16 protein-coding genes are annotated in these 17,050 nt (G+C 54.0%); 2 read left to right on the forward strand and 14 right to left on the reverse strand.

Annotation, left to right across the window (positions count from 1 at the left end):
• Positions 1–419: 419 nt before the first annotated feature.
• The 4 genes from FRY97_RS20440 to FRY97_RS20455 all read right to left on the reverse strand — a co-directional run bounded on the left by FRY97_RS20440 (position 420) and on the right by FRY97_RS20455 (position 3,070).
• Positions 420–875, reverse strand: coding sequence for a type II toxin-antitoxin system death-on-curing family toxin (locus tag FRY97_RS20440; protein ID WP_147169481.1), 456 nt, complete (start codon positions 873–875; stop codon positions 420–422).
• A gap of 3 nt (positions 876–878) precedes the next feature.
• Positions 879–1,094 (reverse strand): hypothetical protein, encoded by a 216-nt coding sequence (locus FRY97_RS20445; protein WP_147169482.1) that lies wholly within the window; start codon positions 1,092–1,094, stop codon positions 879–881.
• Positions 1,095–1,589: 495 nt separating this feature from the next.
• Positions 1,590–2,240 carry a phosphoribosylanthranilate isomerase gene (locus FRY97_RS20450; RefSeq protein ID WP_147169483.1) on the reverse strand — a complete coding sequence of 217 codons (651 nt, stop codon included), beginning with the start codon at positions 2,238–2,240 and terminating at the stop codon, positions 1,590–1,592.
• A 29-nt stretch (positions 2,241–2,269) separates the two neighbouring features.
• On the reverse strand, positions 2,270–3,070 hold the full coding sequence (locus tag FRY97_RS20455) for a glucose 1-dehydrogenase (protein ID WP_147169484.1): 801 nt from the start codon (positions 3,068–3,070) through the stop codon (positions 2,270–2,272).
• A gap of 385 nt (positions 3,071–3,455) precedes the next feature.
• Here FRY97_RS20455 and dtd point away from each other — a divergent pair, with 385 nt between their 5' ends.
• Together dtd and FRY97_RS20465 are read left to right on the forward strand one after the other, a co-directional pair.
• The gene (dtd, locus tag FRY97_RS20460; RefSeq protein ID WP_147169485.1) at positions 3,456–3,908 is read left to right on the forward strand and encodes a D-aminoacyl-tRNA deacylase; all 453 of its coding nucleotides are present in this window, start codon (positions 3,456–3,458) and stop codon (positions 3,906–3,908) included.
• 17 nt (positions 3,909–3,925) lie between these two features.
• Positions 3,926–4,264, forward strand: a complete 339-nt coding sequence (locus tag FRY97_RS20465) for a nucleotide pyrophosphohydrolase (protein WP_147169496.1) — start codon at positions 3,926–3,928, stop codon at positions 4,262–4,264.
• 22 nt (positions 4,265–4,286) lie between these two features.
• Here FRY97_RS20465 and FRY97_RS20470 read toward each other — a convergent pair whose 3' ends face one another.
• The 10 genes from FRY97_RS20470 to FRY97_RS20515 all read right to left on the reverse strand — a co-directional run bounded on the left by FRY97_RS20470 (position 4,287) and on the right by FRY97_RS20515 (position 16,912).
• A complete protein-coding gene (locus FRY97_RS20470) occupies positions 4,287–5,588 on the reverse strand; it encodes a sensor histidine kinase (RefSeq protein ID WP_147169486.1) in 1,302 nt (433 codons plus the stop codon).
• Positions 5,578–6,933 (reverse strand): sigma-54-dependent transcriptional regulator, encoded by a 1,356-nt coding sequence (locus tag FRY97_RS20475; protein ID WP_147169487.1) that lies wholly within the window; start codon positions 6,931–6,933, stop codon positions 5,578–5,580. Before FRY97_RS20475 ends, FRY97_RS20470 begins: the two co-directional genes overlap by 11 nt.
• A gap of 240 nt (positions 6,934–7,173) precedes the next feature.
• Complete coding sequence (locus FRY97_RS20480) at positions 7,174–8,340, reverse strand: ABC transporter permease (RefSeq protein WP_147169488.1); 1,167 nt, start codon at positions 8,338–8,340, stop codon at positions 7,174–7,176.
• Positions 8,337–9,677: an ABC transporter permease gene (locus tag FRY97_RS20485; protein ID WP_147169489.1), complete on the reverse strand. Its 1,341-nt coding sequence runs from the start codon at positions 9,675–9,677 to the stop codon at positions 8,337–8,339. Before FRY97_RS20485 ends, FRY97_RS20480 begins: the two co-directional genes overlap by 4 nt.
• Positions 9,678–9,722: 45 nt before the next feature.
• On the reverse strand, positions 9,723–10,388 hold the full coding sequence (locus tag FRY97_RS20490) for an ABC transporter ATP-binding protein (RefSeq protein ID WP_147169490.1): 666 nt from the start codon (positions 10,386–10,388) through the stop codon (positions 9,723–9,725).
• Positions 10,389–10,408: 20 nt separating this feature from the next.
• Positions 10,409–11,836, reverse strand: a complete 1,428-nt coding sequence (locus tag FRY97_RS20495) for a TolC family protein (protein ID WP_147169491.1) — start codon at positions 11,834–11,836, stop codon at positions 10,409–10,411.
• A 3-nt stretch (positions 11,837–11,839) separates the two neighbouring features.
• The gene (locus tag FRY97_RS20500) at positions 11,840–13,087 is read right to left on the reverse strand and encodes an efflux RND transporter periplasmic adaptor subunit (RefSeq protein WP_147169492.1); all 1,248 of its coding nucleotides are present in this window, start codon (positions 13,085–13,087) and stop codon (positions 11,840–11,842) included.
• Between the two features lie 425 nt (positions 13,088–13,512).
• Complete coding sequence (gene smpB / locus FRY97_RS20505) at positions 13,513–13,980, reverse strand: SsrA-binding protein SmpB (protein ID WP_147169493.1); 468 nt, start codon at positions 13,978–13,980, stop codon at positions 13,513–13,515.
• 147 nt (positions 13,981–14,127) lie between these two features.
• On the reverse strand, positions 14,128–14,931 hold the full coding sequence (locus FRY97_RS20510; RefSeq protein ID WP_147169494.1) for a TIGR00266 family protein: 804 nt from the start codon (positions 14,929–14,931) through the stop codon (positions 14,128–14,130).
• Between the two features lie 199 nt (positions 14,932–15,130).
• Positions 15,131–16,912, reverse strand: coding sequence for a T9SS type A sorting domain-containing protein (locus FRY97_RS20515; protein ID WP_147169495.1), 1,782 nt, complete (start codon positions 16,910–16,912; stop codon positions 15,131–15,133).
• Positions 16,913–17,050: the final 138 nt, after the last annotated feature.

A 17,050-nucleotide genomic window follows, 5' to 3' on the forward strand; every position in this document is an offset into this window, starting at 1 on the left:
TACTCTATTTCTTTTTCTTAATTGAGGGGAAGGTTTATCTAAATATAGAGCTTTTGCTTCACCCAATCGCTCAGATATTTGCGTTACTAATCTAAAAATTGTGGGTGTAAGATTATATGGATGTTTCACTGATACTATCATTTGATACTATCAAATATACTGACTTTCTTATAGAATTGGAAAATTTAATCGATAATTAGCCCATTGGCCCCAACGGCCCGGCTACGTGACGTGCCGGACTCTAAATTTACCATTTTCGTCTCATTTCACAAATGCTAGCGCAGGCAGCAAAAGGCGATGATGGCGAAGCCTGGCTTTTGCTGCCTGCGCGGGTTTTTCCACCTCCATTTCCCTCTCGAAGATTTTTACCGGCATGGCATGTAGCCATTGTTGCCTGCAGGTGGTTTTTCCGGGTATTCTTAATTTCTGAATGATTCAATATTCTCTTCAAACCATTTCCTCGATTCATCCAAAATTATTTCACCTGATGCCATTTCCATTGTAAAGTTGAACAGGATTTCATTTGTTCCCGATCCTGATTTTGGAACTTGTTTATCTCCTATTTCTATTTTTGAAAGGTCTTCTTTTAGTTTGTACCCATTTAACTTCATGAATAACAGTCCACTTCCTAATCCTGTCCGTTTATTCCCGTCTTGAAATACATGATTGGATATTATCGAAAACATGTAAACTGCTGCCTTTTCAAATATTTTTGAATAGATTTCTTGCCCAAACACCTCTCCTTTTACTGCATCTATCACATATTCTAATCCATTTTCATTTAGCAGGTTGTTAGGTGGCACAAAATTCCCTCCATGTTGATCAATCGTCATGCGGTTTATCAGGATAATATCTTCTCTTTCCAGGTACTCCATCTCTTAAGCAAGAGATTTAAAAACTTCTCCATATTTATCGAAATCCTCCTGAATCATCTCTTCCAATCTATTCGACCTCTTATTCCTGACATTTGAATCAATGATGCTATTCTCTGACAAAATCTCTGTCAGAATCTCCTTAAAATAATTTGGGTTCTCTATCAAAACTTCTGTGATTACTGACTTAAGAACCTCTTTATCTACTTTCCCGATATTCATCCTATTTTTTACTTTTTACGGTCATCAACCTGTTCAACTTTTCTTAACACTCATTCACAAATTTTAGTTTCTTACCTAACTTGCAGGCAACTCGCTAATACACGCACTTTTCCCCCAATTTGTCGTTCTTTTTCCTACTTTGCCCCAAGCTGAGCCTACCTGCTTGCAGCGCCCGGTGCGCCATGCTACAGCCCAAGCAATGCTGTAATATACAAAAAGGCAACAATGCTACCTGCTTTCCAGTAGGAAAAACAGCCTGCCGGTAGGCCAGTGCGGCTGCCCGGTGGGGGAAGTGCCACCTCCTTGGCGCCGGCCTAGCGCTGCGAAGGGGTGGCCAGCCCGACAGGGCCGAGCGGACAGCGAGCCCCGGAGCATAGCGGCACCTGCCCGCTGCCCCATCCTTGCGGCAGGGGCAGGCCCCTATCCTTGCGGAGGGGGGCAGGAAAAAAGGACAATCTGGTATGTGCTCCTTTTAATATGAATGCCAATTTCGTATTAACCGTACACGGCTTGGAAAAATACGTTCAACTTGGCTTCATCGAGCTGCCCGGCGGTGCGCACCCCGCTGCACAAGTCTAGCCCAAAGGGCTGTACTTCCTCAATCGCACGGGCTGCATTGGCCGCGCTGAGCCCGCCTGCCAGAAAAACAGGCACAGTGGCCTGCGCTACAATTTTCCGGCTCAATGCCCAGTTGTGGGCCCGGCCAGTGCCGCCCAACTGCTTGACTTTTAAATTCGGATTGCCGCTATCGAGCAGCAGGGCATCAGCCTGCTCTGCCGCTTGCAGGGCTTCTTCTACAGCGGTTTCATCCAAAATGTGTATGACACGCACCAGCCGGACGGTGGGCAGCGCTTGCCGGACTGCTGTACAGGCTGCTGCCTCAACGGAATCTACCAACTGTAAGGTATTGGCCCCCACTCTTTTTTGGTGAGCAATGATGTCAGGCGCCGCTACTTCGCTTGTCAGCAAAAAAGAGGCGACCGGAGGGGGTATGCCTGGGATGATCCGGGCAATTTCAGCATCTTTCAAAACCCCTGGCCCGCTCGGCATTGGGCCGACTAGGCCGAGCGCGTCAGCGCCATAGGCTACAGCAAGGCGGGCTTCCTCCCTACTGCTGATGCAGCAAACTTTTACACGAGTCCTCATGCTGTTGAAAGTTGCATTAAAACGCTGCCTTACTCAGGCCGGGCCTCGCTGCCAGCGAGGATCCCGCCATCAATGTGGAGCTCTATGCCGGTTACATATTTGGATTCGTCGCTGGCCAGGTAAAGCGCCCCGTAGGCGACTTCTTCCGGCTGCCCAAAACGCCCCAAAGGTATGCCTGCTTCCACCTGCCGTACGATGGAAGCGCGCTGCTCCCCCTGGCCAAGCATGGCATCCCACATGGGGGTCATGATCGCAGCGGGGTGTATGCTGTTGCAACGGATATTGTACCCCTTCTCAGCACAGAACAAAGCTACGCTCTTCGTATGATTGCGCACGGCTGCTTTGCTTGACGCGTAGGCTACCGCGCCCGGGATGCCTACAATCCCACTTCGGGACGATAAGTTGATGATGCTGCCGCCGCCGCGCTGCTTCATCAATTGGATAGCGGCTCTGCAGCCGAGCATCGTCCCTGTGGCATTTACCCGGTGTACCTTCTCCCAGGTTGACAGGTCTGCCCATTCGGCATCAAAAGGGCCTGGGGCCTCCAAAAAGCCGGTGATGCCTGCATTATTGACCAAGATGTCTGCCCCTCCGTATCCCGCCTCTGCCCAGGATACCGCTTTCTTCCAGTCTTCCTCTTCCCCAACATCCAGATGATGGTAAGCCGCGCCTGCCCCCAGCTCCCGGGCCACTGCCATCCCCTCTTCATCCCTTATATCGGTTAATAGGACGGTAGCGCCCTCTGCATGGAAAACCCGGCTTATCGCCTGGCCGATCCCCCGGGCAGCACCGGTTACCAGGGCGATCTTTCCTTCTAATCTTTGTGCCATACTGAATTTTTTTAGGTATTGTTGCTCAATAGCGCTGCCTGGGCAGCAGCACAGTACTTAGAGCGTGTTGGGACTTTAGTAATCGGTCTGTCCTGCTAAGCTAGCGGGAGACTTTTTCGCTTATACTTCGCCCCGAAAACCCTTCCTGCTTTTGTGCATAAAAAGCGGGACTTGGCTAAACTCCGGTTTTCGACTAGAAGGCCAAAATCCCAGCACGCTCTTAAATTTGCAGGAGCCGTAAGGTGGCTATAAATTGAGCCTGGACCAAGATTTTTTCGATGAGCAGCCTCGTTTTTAATGCAAGAAGGCAGCCTCCTTTGGCGAACTACGCTCTGGCCCAACTGTTAGAGCCACTGATATACTTGTTTCACATAAACCAAGAATAATGCGGATCATCCTACAGCGCGTCAGCGAAGCCTCTGTCACGGTAGACGGCCGGGTCACCGGAGAGATCGGGCCGGGGCTCCTGCTCTTGCTAGGCATAGAAGATGCAGATACGGATGAGGATATCGAATGGCTTTGCCAGAAAGTCATAAAAATGCGGATCTTCAGCGATGAAGAAGGCAAAATGAACCTCTCGGTCAAAGATACCGGCGGGGGGCTGCTTGTGGTTAGCCAGTTTACGCTGCACGCCAGCACTAAAAAAGGGAACCGCCCTTCTTTTATGGGGGCAGCCCGGCCGGAGTACGCAGTGCCGATGTACGAAAAATTCGTCCAGGCCTTAGGAGCATTGGCTGGACAGGGCGTGGCAACCGGCGAGTTTGGGGCCAATATGAAAGTCCGCCTGCTCAACGATGGGCCTGTCACCATATTTATAGACAGCAAAAACCGTGAATGAACATGCCTAAGCCAGAAATGACCTTGCACGAAGCCCAACAGGCCGTGGATGAATGGATTAAAACGGTTGGCGTGCGCTACTACAACGAGCTGACCAATACGGCTGTCCTCATGGAAGAAGTCGGTGAGGTAGCCCGCCTGATGGCCCGCCTGTATGGGGAACAGTCTTTCAAAAAACCGGAGGACGAGGCAAGTGCTCCGGCCCAGCTGGCCGACGAAATGGCTGACGTACTGTTTGTACTCATCTGCCTCGCTAACCAGACAGGGGTAGACCTCGCCCAGGCGCTGCAGCATAACCTGGACAAAAAGACCAAGAGGGATGCTGAGCGCCACGCCAATAATGAAAAGCTCCGGTAAAAGGCTCCGGGCTGACACCGCGTTAGCCCAGTAGGATCCGGCATTCCGTCCAGCCGTTATCCAGGGTTTCCAGCTGGCACTGCCCACCGTGCTGCCGGGCTATCTCCCGCACCAGGGTCAGCCCTATGCCCTGCCCATCAGGTTTGGTGCTAAAAAAAGGCGTTGTCCAGCCTGCTTGGAGCTCTTGCGGCAGCCCCGGCCCATTGTCGGCCACTACAAGCTGAAGAGGGTGCGGCTCTGCACGCAGTACTACCCTGCCCCCCTGCCCAAGAGATTCCAGCGCGTTTTTGACCATGTTGACCAGCGCTTGCTCAAGCTGCCGCTCGTCGGCTTCTACCGGGGGGATTTTTATGGGCGGGGCTATTTCGAGCACGGTGTTTTGCTTTTGGGCCGCAGCCTCCATCAGTCTGGCGACCTGCTGAAGCAGCTGGTGCAGATCAACGGCATGGAGGACGGGCACTGGCAAGCGTACGACTTCGGCAAAATTGCGCATGAACTGGTTGAGGCGGGCATTGCGCTGCCGAGCAATGGCCAGGGAAGACCGTACCTCTCTTGCCAGCTCCGCATCCTCCCCATCGGGGAAGACCTCTAAAGCCGTTTCGAGTATAGAATTGATGGCGCCGATAGAGTTGTTGACTTCATGGGCCATCATCCGTATGACCTTGCCATAAGCCCTTTTCTCTGCAGCCAGTATCTCACGGGAAAGCTCTTGCATCATGATGAAACGGCGGGAAAAGCCCCGGTGCACAAAGTGAGAGACTTCACAACGGAATTGTTCTTGGCCCCGGCCGTGCAAGATGCCCGACTGGCCCGGGGCCCAGCTTGCGAGCTGCTGTAAAAGCGGGTGGCTGCTCTCCATCAGGCTTCCGCTGTACCGGCCAGGCTTGAGCCCGAGCATCGCTTGTGCGGCAGGGTTGGCTTCCGTGATGTGCCCATCGTAATCCAGCAGGATGATGCCCGCTGGAGAGGCCTGTATCAGCCGTTCGAGGAAGTAATGCTGCTCTTGCACTTGTGAGCGCTCTTGACGGATGTTGTCCATCATGTGGTTGTATACCTTCACTAAGCGGTCCACATCAGGCGCTCCGGTAGGGCGCAGGCGGATGGCAAAATCTTGGTCTCGGATAGCATCGATCCCGCTGCTGAGCAGGCGGGCGGGGCGGGTAATGCGCCGGTGCAAAAGTGCAGCAAGGACAAAGGAGCACAGCAGGGCGATTTCGACCAGCAGGAACCAAAGGAAGTGCTCACTCAACAGGAAGAAGGCCATAACCCCTAAAGCCAAGTGCACAACCCCCACATATAGGTAATAGGCTAAGTTAAGGTTCATAGTCTATGCCGTACTTTTGCAGCCGTCTGTACAAAGCCGACCGGGTGAGCCCCAAAGCTGCTGCAACGTTGGTAATGTGCCCATCGTAGAATTTCATTGCCCGTTGTATCATTGCAATTTCCATTTCTTCGAGCGACAAAGCCCCCACTTGTGGCCATGCCCCTTTATCGCCTCCGGGCTGATGATGGCGCTCAAAGTCTTGCGCCTGCAGCTCGTCTTCTGGACTGACCAAGACTGTCCGTTCAATGAGGTTGCGCAGCTCCCGGATGTTGCCTGGGAAGGGTTGTGAGCGGAGCCATGCTACAGCCCCGCGCGTAAGCTGTAGGCCTGGGCGGTTGTAGACATTGCGGAATACCTCAAGGAAGTGGTTGGCGAGCAGGGGGATATCGCCTGGCCGTTCGCGCAGGGGCGGCAGGGTCAGCTTAATGAGGTTGATGCGGTAGTAGAGGTCTTCCCGGAAGGAGCCTTCTGCTACCATTTGGCTCAGGTTTTTATTGGTCGCGCTAATGACACGGCAATCGGAGCGAAGGGGCTGACTGCTGCCGAGGGGCTCGAATGTTTTTTCTTGGAGTACCCTCAGGAGCTTCACCTGGCTGGGCAGGCCCAAGTCCCCAATCTCGTCCAAGAAGATTGTCCCGCCGTCTGCTTTGGCAAACCTCCCCTCCCGGTCGGCCACAGCATCGGTGAACGCCCCTTTTTTGTGGCCGAACATCTCGCTCTCAAACAGGCTCTGGGAAATGCCTCCCAAGTTGACCCGGACAAAAGGCGCCCCCTGCCGTTGCGAGCTGTAGTGGATGGCCTCCGCCAGCACTTCCTTCCCCGTACCGCTTTCGCCCAGGATGAGCACGCTGGCATCGGTCTGGCTGACCCGGCGCGCGACCTCAAGGGTGGCGAGGAATGCGCTGTCCTGACCTACAATCTGATCGAACCCCGTTGCCTTGGGGGCGTTAGGGGCCGGTTCATTCAGCCCGATCAGCGTTTGGATGGTGCTCAGCAGGCTCTTGTTGTCCCAGGGCTTGGCGATAAAATCGGATGCCCCCATTTTCATCCCTTCTACGGCAAGCTGTACAGTAGCCCATGCTGTGAGCAGGATAACAGGAGCGCCCGGCAGGGAATCCCGCAACAGCTGCAACAGCTTGAGCCCTTGTCTGCCCGAGGTGTCTATGCTGAAGTTCATATCCAGTAGTACGAGGTCGGGAGGGGTTGTGGCAACAGCCCCGGCAACTTCCGAAGGGCGCTGCACCACAGAAGCACTGTACCCGCCCCGCCTAAGGAGCAGCTTTAGGGAGGCACAGACCGCGGGGTCGTCATCTACAATAAGGATATGGCGGGGCTGGGTTTTCATAATCGGAAAATAGGATATTAATCGTCGATGGACAAGCTTCTTTTTATTGGGCGCAAACCAGATTGTCGTTTTTTGGGCCTGCCCCTGCCGCAAGGAGGGGGCAACGGGCAGGTGCCGCTATGCTCCGGGGCTCGCTGTCCGCTCGGCCCTGTCGGGCTGGCCACCCCTGCGCAGCGCTAGGCCAAAGCCAGGCTTAAGCCCAAAAGGTTGAACGCCTGCGACATTTTGGCTACGCCCCTTTTATTCCTCGTGCAGTGCCAGTGCCGGCTGTATGCGGGCGGCTTGCAGAGCAGGGTACAGGGTGCACAGCAGGACTAGTGTGAGGATGAGCCCTGCAGACAGCCCCATCGCTATGTAGTAGTTGAGCGGGGCAATGCCAAAAACCTCCATAAGAGGGAGCTGTACAGCAAATACTGCGCCCAGGAGCAAGGCGGCGACGCTGACCGCTAAAATTTCCCCCATAAATTGCCCCATGACTGCGCCCCGGCTTGCGCCCAGCGCTTGCCGAAGGCCCACCTCCGCCCTACGCTTGCTGATGCTGTACCAAAGTACGCCAAAGAGGCCCATAGCGACATTGATAACTAGGAAAATGGCGATGCCCAATAAACTGACTACAGGCACCCACACCTCTCGGTTCTGCACCTTGCGGGTAGTCTCCAGGTGCTCGATGGTGAAGTCGCTCATGCGCGAAATTGAGGCCACCGTTTTGTTCACGGTTTCTTCGAATGCCGCTGGCGTGCCAGGGGCAATGCGCAAGTGAAGGTTGGGCAGATCGATGTCTTTGGGGTGGCGCATGAAAAAAGTAGCGTTCTCTTCCTTGGTGAAGTCCCCTTGGTATTTGTAGTTTTTGAAAACCCCAACGATGCGGTTTTCCCCTTGGAGCTCATAGATGCTGTCCCTGAGGTTCCTGCCCTTAAAGCTTTCTTCATAAAACTGCTGGCTGATCACCGCAGGCGTATAGCGCCCTTCCAAGTCGCTAAGGTCGAACCAACGGCCTTGTACCAGCTCCAGCCCCATCAGCTCAAAATAGGCAGGCTCTGCCATGAGGATAGAGGTTTCGGTGTCGAAGCCGTTGGCATCGCTTGCTGTTACCCAATTGCTGCCGGAAAAAGGTGAAATCCAGCCATTGTACGCAGCGCCCTCTATCTGTGGCATGGCTTCCAGCTCAGATTTGAGGCGCAGCTTCATGTCCTCTACCGCTGCCGTATCCGTGATGTTGTCGAAATTCATGTGCACCACCCATATATGCTCCGTATCGAAGCCCAATGGGCTGTTGTACTGCCGCATATAACGGGTGACAATAGTAAACACGGCGAAGAGGATGGCAAAAGCGAAAAAGATCTCTAGGAAGAGAAGGGTGTTGCTCCGCTTTTTGTTCCAGATGAGTTTGAGGATGTGTCGGATCATGATGGGTTCTGTTTGATAGCGTTGGCAATATGAAGTTGGGACATGCGCCAGGCTGGCAGCAGGCCTGAAATGATGCCGAAGAGCAGGCAGATGAGGACGCTCCAGGCAAAAACACGGGCATTGAACTGCAGCTGTGTATCGCCCATCACCTGAGCGTCATTGACTAGGTAGAGCAGCCCGAGCGCGAGCAGCAGCCCAATGAGCCCTCCGATGAAGGTCAGTACGATGTTCTCAAAAACCAGCTGTGCAAGAATGCTGCCTGAGTGTGCCCCAAACGCTTTACGGACCCCAATTTCAGCAGAACGTTCCATGATACGGCTGACATTGAGGTTGATGAGGTTGAGCGTGGGCAAAAGGATGAACAGGAGGAGCAGGCCGCCCCCAATCAGTAAGAAGGTGCGCAGAGCGTCGCTTGGGCTATCCTTGACCGGGAATATGCCGTACGCATAGCGGCCAGCAAAGGTAGCGGTCATGAGCTCCAAGTAGTTGTACTCTTCCGGGTTGGGCAGGGGGATATTGGCCGCTCTGCTGGCAATAGCCTGCTGAATGCTCTCCCGGGCAATGGGGGAAGCGCCCATAAATACCGCTTCAAACGGCCCTTGAAAGCCTGTGTCCGCAAGCACCGCAGGAGGGCAAAGGGTAAGGGGCAGGTAAGCTTCCGCGGAGACAAAATACTTGGAGTTGGCAGGCTGGCCGATCAGCCCAATGACTTCAAGCTGGCGCCCGTCCATTTCCAAATGCTTGCCAATAACGCCCTGATCTGTGCCAAAATAGTCCCGGGCCGCTTTCCGGGTCAGCACCACAACCTGGGCTTGTGCCGTCACGTCGTCTGCTCGGAACGGGCGGCCCGCCAAAAACTGAAAGTCATAAACGGCCCAGAAGCTGGCATCTGCATAAATCGCTTTGAAGGATAGCTTGTTGCCATTCGCAAAGAGGTCGTAGCTGAAGTCGGGCGAATAAAAGCTATAGGCTTCCACCCCCGGGATATCCCGCATGTAGCGGTCGAGGAAAGAGTAAGTAGCTGTGGAAGCAGAGTACCAGCTCTGCCGCTCTTCGCCCAAGGTGAAGGTAGAATCGTACTTCGGGGCGCCTGCTTCCAGGGTGGTATCCACTTGCCAGATGGTGTCCCGCGTCATCTGTTTCATGATTACCCTGTTCATGAAGACGAGGCGGTCTTTTTGCGTAAGCGGCTGATGAGCGCCCAGCTCTGTCTCTAGAAAGGCAGTGAGCACAATCAGGATCATCAGGGTGAAACTGATGCCGAAGAGGCTGATGAAAGTGAAGAATGGCCGCTGTGCGAGTACCTTAAAAGCCAATTTGATATAGTTCTTAAACATAGGTGTTGTGAGTTTTGATGAGGAAGAAACACCGTTTATTGGCGGCTAAAGCACTTGGCTGCCGTCAAAAAGGCGGACGAGGCGGTGGGTTTTCCGGGCCATGGTCTCATCGTGGGTCACCATGACGATGGTCGCTTTCTGCTCCTGATTGAGGTGGAGCAGGATGTTCATGATTTCATTGCCCATGACCGAATCCAGGTTGCCGGTAGGCTCATCAGCTAAGATGACCTTGGGCTGCCCTACGATGGCCCGGGCAATGGCCACCCGTTGTTTCTGGCCGCCCGAGAGTTGGCCCGGAAAATGGCGCATACGGTTTTTGAGGCCAACCTGCTCCAGCGCAGCTTCGGCCATCTTGCGCCGGTCTTTGGAAGAGACCTTGCGGTAAATGAGCGGTAGCTCCACATTGTCCAGCACAGATAGTTCACCGATGAGGTGGAAGCTCTGGAAAATGAAACCGAGCTGTTCATTTCGGAACCGGGCCATGCTCCGGGAGTTGTATGCTGTGATCTGCTGCCCATTGAGGGCAATGTGGCCAGCAGTCGGCTCATCAATCAGCCCCATAATGTTGAGCAGGGTGCTCTTGCCACAGCCTGAAGGGCCCATGATGGAGAGGAACTCGCCGGCTTCTACCTGCAGGTTGATGCGGTTGAGTGCGGTGGTTTCGATGGATTTGGTCTGGTAGACCTTGGTGATGTCTTGTAGGTGTATCATGATGCGGAAGTTTTAGCGGGTTATTGGTTAAGGGTCAGCTCTTGGAAGTCGTACCATGCCTGCCAGGAATCGCCAAGGGCGTAGACATAGGTCCGGGTTGCGAGGTCTTTCTCCTGCTGACTGATGATGAGGTTGGTGATATCAATGCCGCCGAGGCGGTAGGTCTGTTGTGCGATATCGAAGCGCTGCACGGCCAGGCCCATGAGCTCTTGTGCCAGCCCGACTTCCAGCTGAAGGCTGGCCAGGCGCTGATGGGTCTGACGGATATCTGCTTCGAGGTTGACCTCCTGCTGTAGGGCCTGCCGCTGCTGCAGCTCCAAGGCGGCTTGGCTTAGCCTGACCCTTGAGCGCTGTGCGCCCCAGTCGAGGATGGGCACGCTCAGCTGAACCTGCACGAGCTGTTCCTGCAAAGGCTCCTGGTAGATGGGCGCTACTTCCTGTGCTGAGCGGGTAAAGCCTAGGGAGGCGGTCAGGCTAGCCTGAAAGCCGCCCTCGCCTTTGGCTTGGGCAACATCCTGTTCTGCTTCCAGTAGTTGCCGGCGCAGGCGGCTGGGCTCCGGGCGGGCCTCCCATGCCCTGGCAATGGCGTCCTCCACGCTGAGGGTGTTGGCTTTTGGAGGCTGCGGGCTAACCGGATTGCCAAGTGGGAAGCCGGGGCTTTCCCCGAGGTAGGCTCTCAAGCGTGCGGCTTGGTCGCGGAAGTTCTGTAGGTCATTCTGGTAGCTTCGCTGGGCAGAAAGAAGGTTGACCTGAAGCTGCATCAGGTCGCTGTCCGAAATTTTGCCGAGGCGGTGCCGCTCCCGGGCAATTTCGTACAGCTCCTGATTGCTTTGCTGATTGGCGCTGCTGATGTTCAATTCGGTACGGGCGTAGAGGTAGTCGAAGAACAGCCGGGTGGCTTCCGTCCGAATGGCTGCGCGGTCAGCTAAAAATTGTTTTTGGGCTTCTTCCAACTGTACAGGCGCTAGCTGCTGCTGCCACTTACTGGCATTGAAGCCAAAGATGGGCTGGAACAGGCCTACCCGGAAGGGGGTGCCGTTATACAATTGGTCTGCGCTTTCAAAGTTGTCAAAACGCTGCAGGTTGGTCTGCAAGAACAGTGTGCCGCCAGTGAGGGGTATATCCTGGGTTAGCCTAAGCCCTATAGCGCTATTGTTGTTGCGTACAGGCTGGAACCGTATGGTGCCGTCAGGCTGTACAATTTCGCTAACCGTGCGCTGATAGTTGGGCAAGTTGGCCGTAGCGCTCAACTGTGGCAGCAGGTTGGCCTTAGCCAGGGCATAACGGAGCTTAGCCTGTTCTAGCTCAATTTGGGCTTGGTATCCTCGCAGGGCTCGCGCCTCAGCCATAGCAATGAACTGGCTCAGGCGAAGGCTGTCCTGCCCGCTCAGGCGCTGGGCAGGCCAGCACAAGGCTAGGAAAAGGATGGTGGTGAAATAGGTCTTCATAGCTTATTGGATTTGTAGCCGCTCCAGGTGGTTGTAGGCTTTCATGTCAGAAATGATGACCTCCTGCCCCTCTTTGAGGTCGGTTTCGAGCAGCTCTACGTAGTCGATGCTGGTGAGGCCTACCCGGGCTGTCGTTTTTACCGCTTCCCCATCTTTTATGACGAAGAGAGGCTGTTCGGCCTGGCCCGTAAACACTGGGGCGTTCTTAAGGCGTAGTACTTGTTCCCGCCTTCCGGCGATGAGGAAGACTTCCACGCGCAAGTTGGGGCGTAGTTGTGAGTGGTTTGGCTCGTCCAGCTCAATGATGAAAGAAAGGGTGTTGTTTTCTACTGCTGGAAGGATGGCAGTGATGCGGCCGGGCAGGTCTGTACGGTTGACCCTGACCCGGGCGGGCATGCCTACTTTTACCTGCTGTGCATACCGGTCAGAACAGGAAGCTTCAATCCGGTAACGCTCCAGGTCGGCCAATTTGGCGAGCAGCTCCCCTTCTTGTACCTGCTTGCCCAAGTCTTCGTTGATCCAAGTAATGACACCGGCGCGGGGCGCGGTCACACTGGCTTCCCGGAGCTTGCGCTCCAGCTCTTGGCGCTTTTTGACCTCCATCTGTGCTTCGAGCTCAAGGTTACGGCGGTCTCCCGGCAGCACCGCTTTCCGGAATTGCAGTTCGTTGTCCAGCTTCTGTTTTTCCAGCTCGGCGATCTCCAGCTGCAGCTGGGCCTGATCGACTTCTTCTTGTGTAGCTGAGCCAATGGATTTGAGGTGTTTGGCATCTGCCAATTGGGCTTCCAGGCTGGAAATTTGCAGGGCCTTGATGCTGCTCTCATAGGAGAGGTCCCGTATTTGTTTGTCGTATTCAAAACTGAGCCGCTTAAGGTTGTTCTGCTTCAGCTCCAACTGATCGGAAAGGGACTCGAACTGCAGGCGGGTGTACTCTGCGTCTAGCAGGAGCAGGGTGTCCCCACGCTTTACCTGATCTCCGGAATGCCGTAGCACCGCCTGTATAGGAGCCCCTATGGGAGCGGCCAGCTGCTGCTCAAATGCCGGGATGACCAGGCCGGTAGCGGTGACGGTCTGCTCTACCGCACCCCGTTCTATACGGGCCGTTTGAAAAGCATTGGGCTGCAGGCGGGTAGTCAGGGCGCTGCGTACCCCCCATACGCTCAGTAAAAGTACCATGGCCAGTGCGCCCCACTTGCCATAAGTGGAAAAGCGGCGCTTGCGCTGTGTGGATTGGGATATTGGGCGGTCCATTTGCAATGGTTTTATTGGGGACCATTGCAGGTAGCGTGCCAGAAAAAATAAAACTGATTTTCAGTTTATTACGAATTGAAATAAAATTTTTTTGTTCGTTTTCGGACACTATTTGTGCGGAAATGGCACATGGAAAGCGGGTGTTCAGGGCTCATCGGTCAGCCACGGCTCCTTGCTCAGCCTTGCCTGCCAAGGCGGAGCAAGGAGCCTTTTGGCCTGTATGGAAAGGGGGGGGGCGTAAATCCTAATATCGCAGGCGCCTATGTTTTCCGGGCTTCCGGCTGGCATTGGCCTAGCGCTGCGCAGGGGTATAAGCCCGACAGGGCCGAGCGGACAGCGAGCCCCGGAGCATAGCGGCACCTGCCTTACGGCAGGGGCAGGCCCCTAAAAAAATGGCAATCTGTTTTGCACCTATAAAGAAATACTTAGTACATTTTTTTGATCCGGTCTAAGTCGCGCTTGACGTCCTTTTGTTTAATGGACTCACGTTTGTCATAGACCTTTTTGCCCTGCGCGAGCGCAATTTCCAGTTTGGCAAAGCCTCGGTCATTGATGTAAAGGCGGGAAGGGACGATGGTAAGCCCTTTCTCTTTGAGCTGTTTTTCCAGCTTGCGCAGCTGATTGCGCTTCAGGAGTAGTTTCCGGGTGCGCCGGGCTTCATGGTTGAACAGGTTGCCGTGGTCGTATTCTGCAATAAACAAGCTCTTGATGTAAAGCTCGCCTTTGCGGAAAAAACAGTAGGCGTCTCGGAGGTTGGCATTGCCTCTGCGCAAGGATTTGACCTCTGTGCCTGTCAGTACAATGCCAGCTTCAAGGACATCAAGGAAGCGGTATTCGAAATTCGCTTTCCGGTTATTGATTTCTACAGCGTGTTCTTTGGTTTTTTTGGCCATTCGTCTTGTATCTTTTCTAGTGCGCCTCCGCTTTACCTTGGCGGCTATTTGAAAACGGCGGGCTCTGGGAATTAGTTCAGGCACATAGTAAAAACCGGTGTGCAGGCTGCCTGCACACCGGTTTGCTCCTCTCAAGCAGCCAAGGGGCTACCAGTTGTCTCCATCTAGCAGATCTCCAAGGCCTCCCAGTACGCTGCCTTCCCCTTTTTGGTTGCCGCCGTAGTGGCGGGAAGACCGTACAATGCGGTCGGCCAGGCGGCTAAATGGCAGAGACTGTACCCAAACGGTACCGGGGCCTTGCAGGCGGGCGTAAAAGAGCCCTTCTCCCCCGAACATCATATTCTTGACGCCCCGCACCATTTCGATATCGTAGTCAACATCTTTGGTGAAGCCTACGAGGCAGCCAGTATCCACGCGCATCGTCTCTCCGATCATCAGCTCTTTGCGCACTACCGTGCCGCCAGCGTGCATGAAGGCCATGCCATCGCCTTCCAGTTTTTGCATAATGAAGCCTTCCCCTCCGAAAAAGCCCCGCCCTAGCTTTCTCGAAAATTCAATGCCTACGCCTACCCCTTTGGCCGCACAAAGGAAAGCATCCTTTTGGCACACGATTTTTCCGCCAAACTCAGAGAGGTCGATAGGGATGATGCGGCCAGGATAAGGAGACGCAAAAGAGACCCTTTTCTTGCCAGTGCCAGCGTGGGTAAAGGCGGTCATAAAGAGGCTTTCGCCAGTGATCAGCCGCTTGCCAGCAGACAAGACTTTGCCCCATAAGCCCGAATTTTGCTCCTTGTGGCTCCCGTCACCAAAAATAGTAGCCATTTCTATGCTGTCGTCCATCATCATGAAGCTGCCGGCTTCAGCAATGACCGTTTCGTAAGGGTCAAGCTCAATCTCGACGAACTGCATTTCTTCACCGAAAATCTGATAATCTATTTCATGTGCATTCATTGGGTATGTCTGGTTTTTTGATGAGGCTTTAAAATACAGGAACGCCCGGCCTATCACAACGCTTTTGGTCAAAAAGGCTGCTTTTGTCTACGAAGTGATGGCTGCGGGGCGCTTAATCGACAAGCGCCCCGGCAGAGGTGCCGGGGCGCTCGAAGATGATGCTATCGGGGAGCAGCGCTCCTCAAATTTCGATAAAGACTTATTGCTTGACGAAAGGCTTAGCCTGTACGCCTTGCTCTGTACGGATGGTCATGTAGTACTGCCCTGCAGGTAGGGACTTCACGTCAAACTCAGCCTGCTCGCGGTCATCAACCTGATTGTCTCGGGAGCTAAAGATATAGCGGCCGTTGGCATCAGTGATGTGGTACTCTACGTAAGCCGTGCGCTCTTTGAAGCTCAGGGTAGTCATAAGCTTCTCTGTGGCAGGGTTGGGGAATACCTCCATTTCAAACACATCTGCGCCTACGATGTCCTCTGTAGAAACTTCAGGGGCAGTGAGCAGCATAGCTGCAGAGGAAGCTGCGCCAACACCACTAAAGAGAGACAAGCCGCCCTCAAAGTCAGGGATGAAATCGTTGTAGCCAGTCACCAGCAGGTAGCTGTAGTCGAAATCAGTCAGCGTTTCATTGGCTGTGCGGAAATCAATGTACTGCGTATGGTCTACAGACTCATCAAAGCCGAAGAATACGACAAACTCGCCCGTATAACGTACGCCGAGGATGTAGTTTTTGTCGTCTTCAGGGATAACCACGCCAGTTTCCTCGAAAGTGATGAAGTCCAGCACAGGGAGGGTCAATGTAGTGGTAGTCCCTTCGAAGTCATCAGGGAAAGTGAAAGTAGACAAGCCTGCGATACCGACCTCGTCGTTAGACAAGCCGCCGTTTCCGTCCAGGTCGTTCCACTCGTAGATGTAAGCTTCAACAGGGATGCCAGCGAGGCTAGGCTCGTTGGTAGAAACGTAGAAGTAAACACTGTCGATGGTGTAGTCCATTGCGTTCTTAACATTGAAAACGCTGAGGAACTCTACATCGCCACCGCCAGAGATGGTGTAGCCGATAGTGGTGCGTGGCTCGCCGGTGTTAGGGTCAAGGCTCGCCTTAGAGAACATGTTCTGGCTGACATCGAATGTCGTCACCAGTGCATTGTCCCCTGCAGAAGTCTCTGTGCTGTCTGTGCTAACGGTGTATGTAGCCGTATAAGTGCCCATGCCATTGGCAGGCACGAAGCTAGGCAGCGTTGTCAGAGCAGAAACCGAATCAGCCGCAAGCGTAGCCGTTACCATCATAGACTCGTCGTAAACGTTGGAAGTGTTGCCGTCCATGTCGGTGTAGTCGATAGTAGCATTCAGCACAACGTTAGAAGCATCGTTCAGCCCTATGTTGGTGGTGCGCGCACCCGGCAGGAACTCAAAGTCGCCCAATTGGTCCATAGGGACGATGCCCGCAGGAGCGTGGATCACATCCTGTACGCCCACAGCAAGGTCATTGTTGAACTTCAGGTTGCCGATGGTAATGTTTACCGGGCCATTTTCCAGTGCCTGACGGATAGCCTGCCCATCTTCATAGGAGAGCATCACACAAGGGATGGTAACACTGCCGCCGTTCACACCGGCGCCCATAACGATAGTACCGTTGCCTGGCTGATTGTTGAATACGATAGCAGCAATCGCACCTGCGTTTTCTGCATTAAGGCACTTCAGGCCAAACTCGCAGCTGCCACGGTCGATAAGGGCAATTTTGCCATCCAAGTCTGCGCCATTCACAGCCGCGCCACAGCCTTGGGAAGCGGTCTCGCCGCTGCCGTCATCAACGAAAGCAGCATCAGCAGTCCAAGTGGTGTCTGTCAGAACAGCGCCAAAGCCAGCTGCATCGAAAGCGTAAACGCCTTCCAGATCTGCTGGAGAATTGACGACTACTGTCTGTGCAGATAGCACCCCGAGGCTAAGGAAAAAAGCGAGGATTGATGTTGTAAAAATTTTCATAGAAGCAATTTTAGTGATAAGCAGTTAAAGATCAGATGGTATGAGCCCCGAAGCCTGACGCCTCCGCCAGACGAAGGGGATTTAAGTTGCTAAAATAATCATTTTGCAGGATTGTCAAAACGAATGGTTCTTCATTGG

Source organism: Phaeodactylibacter luteus, assembly GCF_007993045.1.
In the GTDB taxonomy this organism is placed as follows: domain Bacteria; phylum Bacteroidota; class Bacteroidia; order Chitinophagales; family Saprospiraceae; genus Phaeodactylibacter; species Phaeodactylibacter luteus.

Coding starts and splice junctions, on each gene's coding strand:
- FRY97_RS20440 (WP_147169481.1), bottom strand. CDS start 875: ATGGAGTACCTGGAAAGAGAAGATATTATCCTGATAAACCGCATGACG.
- FRY97_RS20445 (WP_147169482.1), bottom strand. CDS start 1,094: ATGAATATCGGGAAAGTAGATAAAGAGGTTCTTAAGTCAGTAATCACA.
- FRY97_RS20450 (WP_147169483.1), bottom strand. CDS start 2,240: ATGAGGACTCGTGTAAAAGTTTGCTGCATCAGCAGTAGGGAGGAAGCC.
- FRY97_RS20455 (WP_147169484.1), bottom strand. CDS start 3,070: ATGGCACAAAGATTAGAAGGAAAGATCGCCCTGGTAACCGGTGCTGCC.
- dtd (WP_147169485.1), top strand. CDS start 3,456: ATGCGGATCATCCTACAGCGCGTCAGCGAAGCCTCTGTCACGGTAGAC.
- FRY97_RS20465 (WP_147169496.1), top strand. CDS start 3,926: ATGACCTTGCACGAAGCCCAACAGGCCGTGGATGAATGGATTAAAACG.
- FRY97_RS20470 (WP_147169486.1), bottom strand. CDS start 5,588: ATGAACCTTAACTTAGCCTATTACCTATATGTGGGGGTTGTGCACTTG.
- FRY97_RS20475 (WP_147169487.1), bottom strand. CDS start 6,933: ATGAAAACCCAGCCCCGCCATATCCTTATTGTAGATGACGACCCCGCG.
- FRY97_RS20480 (WP_147169488.1), bottom strand. CDS start 8,340: ATGATCCGACACATCCTCAAACTCATCTGGAACAAAAAGCGGAGCAAC.
- FRY97_RS20485 (WP_147169489.1), bottom strand. CDS start 9,677: ATGTTTAAGAACTATATCAAATTGGCTTTTAAGGTACTCGCACAGCGG.
- FRY97_RS20490 (WP_147169490.1), bottom strand. CDS start 10,388: ATGATACACCTACAAGACATCACCAAGGTCTACCAGACCAAATCCATC.
- FRY97_RS20495 (WP_147169491.1), bottom strand. CDS start 11,836: ATGAAGACCTATTTCACCACCATCCTTTTCCTAGCCTTGTGCTGGCCT.
- FRY97_RS20500 (WP_147169492.1), bottom strand. CDS start 13,087: ATGGACCGCCCAATATCCCAATCCACACAGCGCAAGCGCCGCTTTTCC.
- smpB (WP_147169493.1), bottom strand. CDS start 13,980: ATGGCCAAAAAAACCAAAGAACACGCTGTAGAAATCAATAACCGGAAA.
- FRY97_RS20510 (WP_147169494.1), bottom strand. CDS start 14,931: ATGAATGCACATGAAATAGATTATCAGATTTTCGGTGAAGAAATGCAG.
- FRY97_RS20515 (WP_147169495.1), bottom strand. CDS start 16,912: ATGAAAATTTTTACAACATCAATCCTCGCTTTTTTCCTTAGCCTCGGG.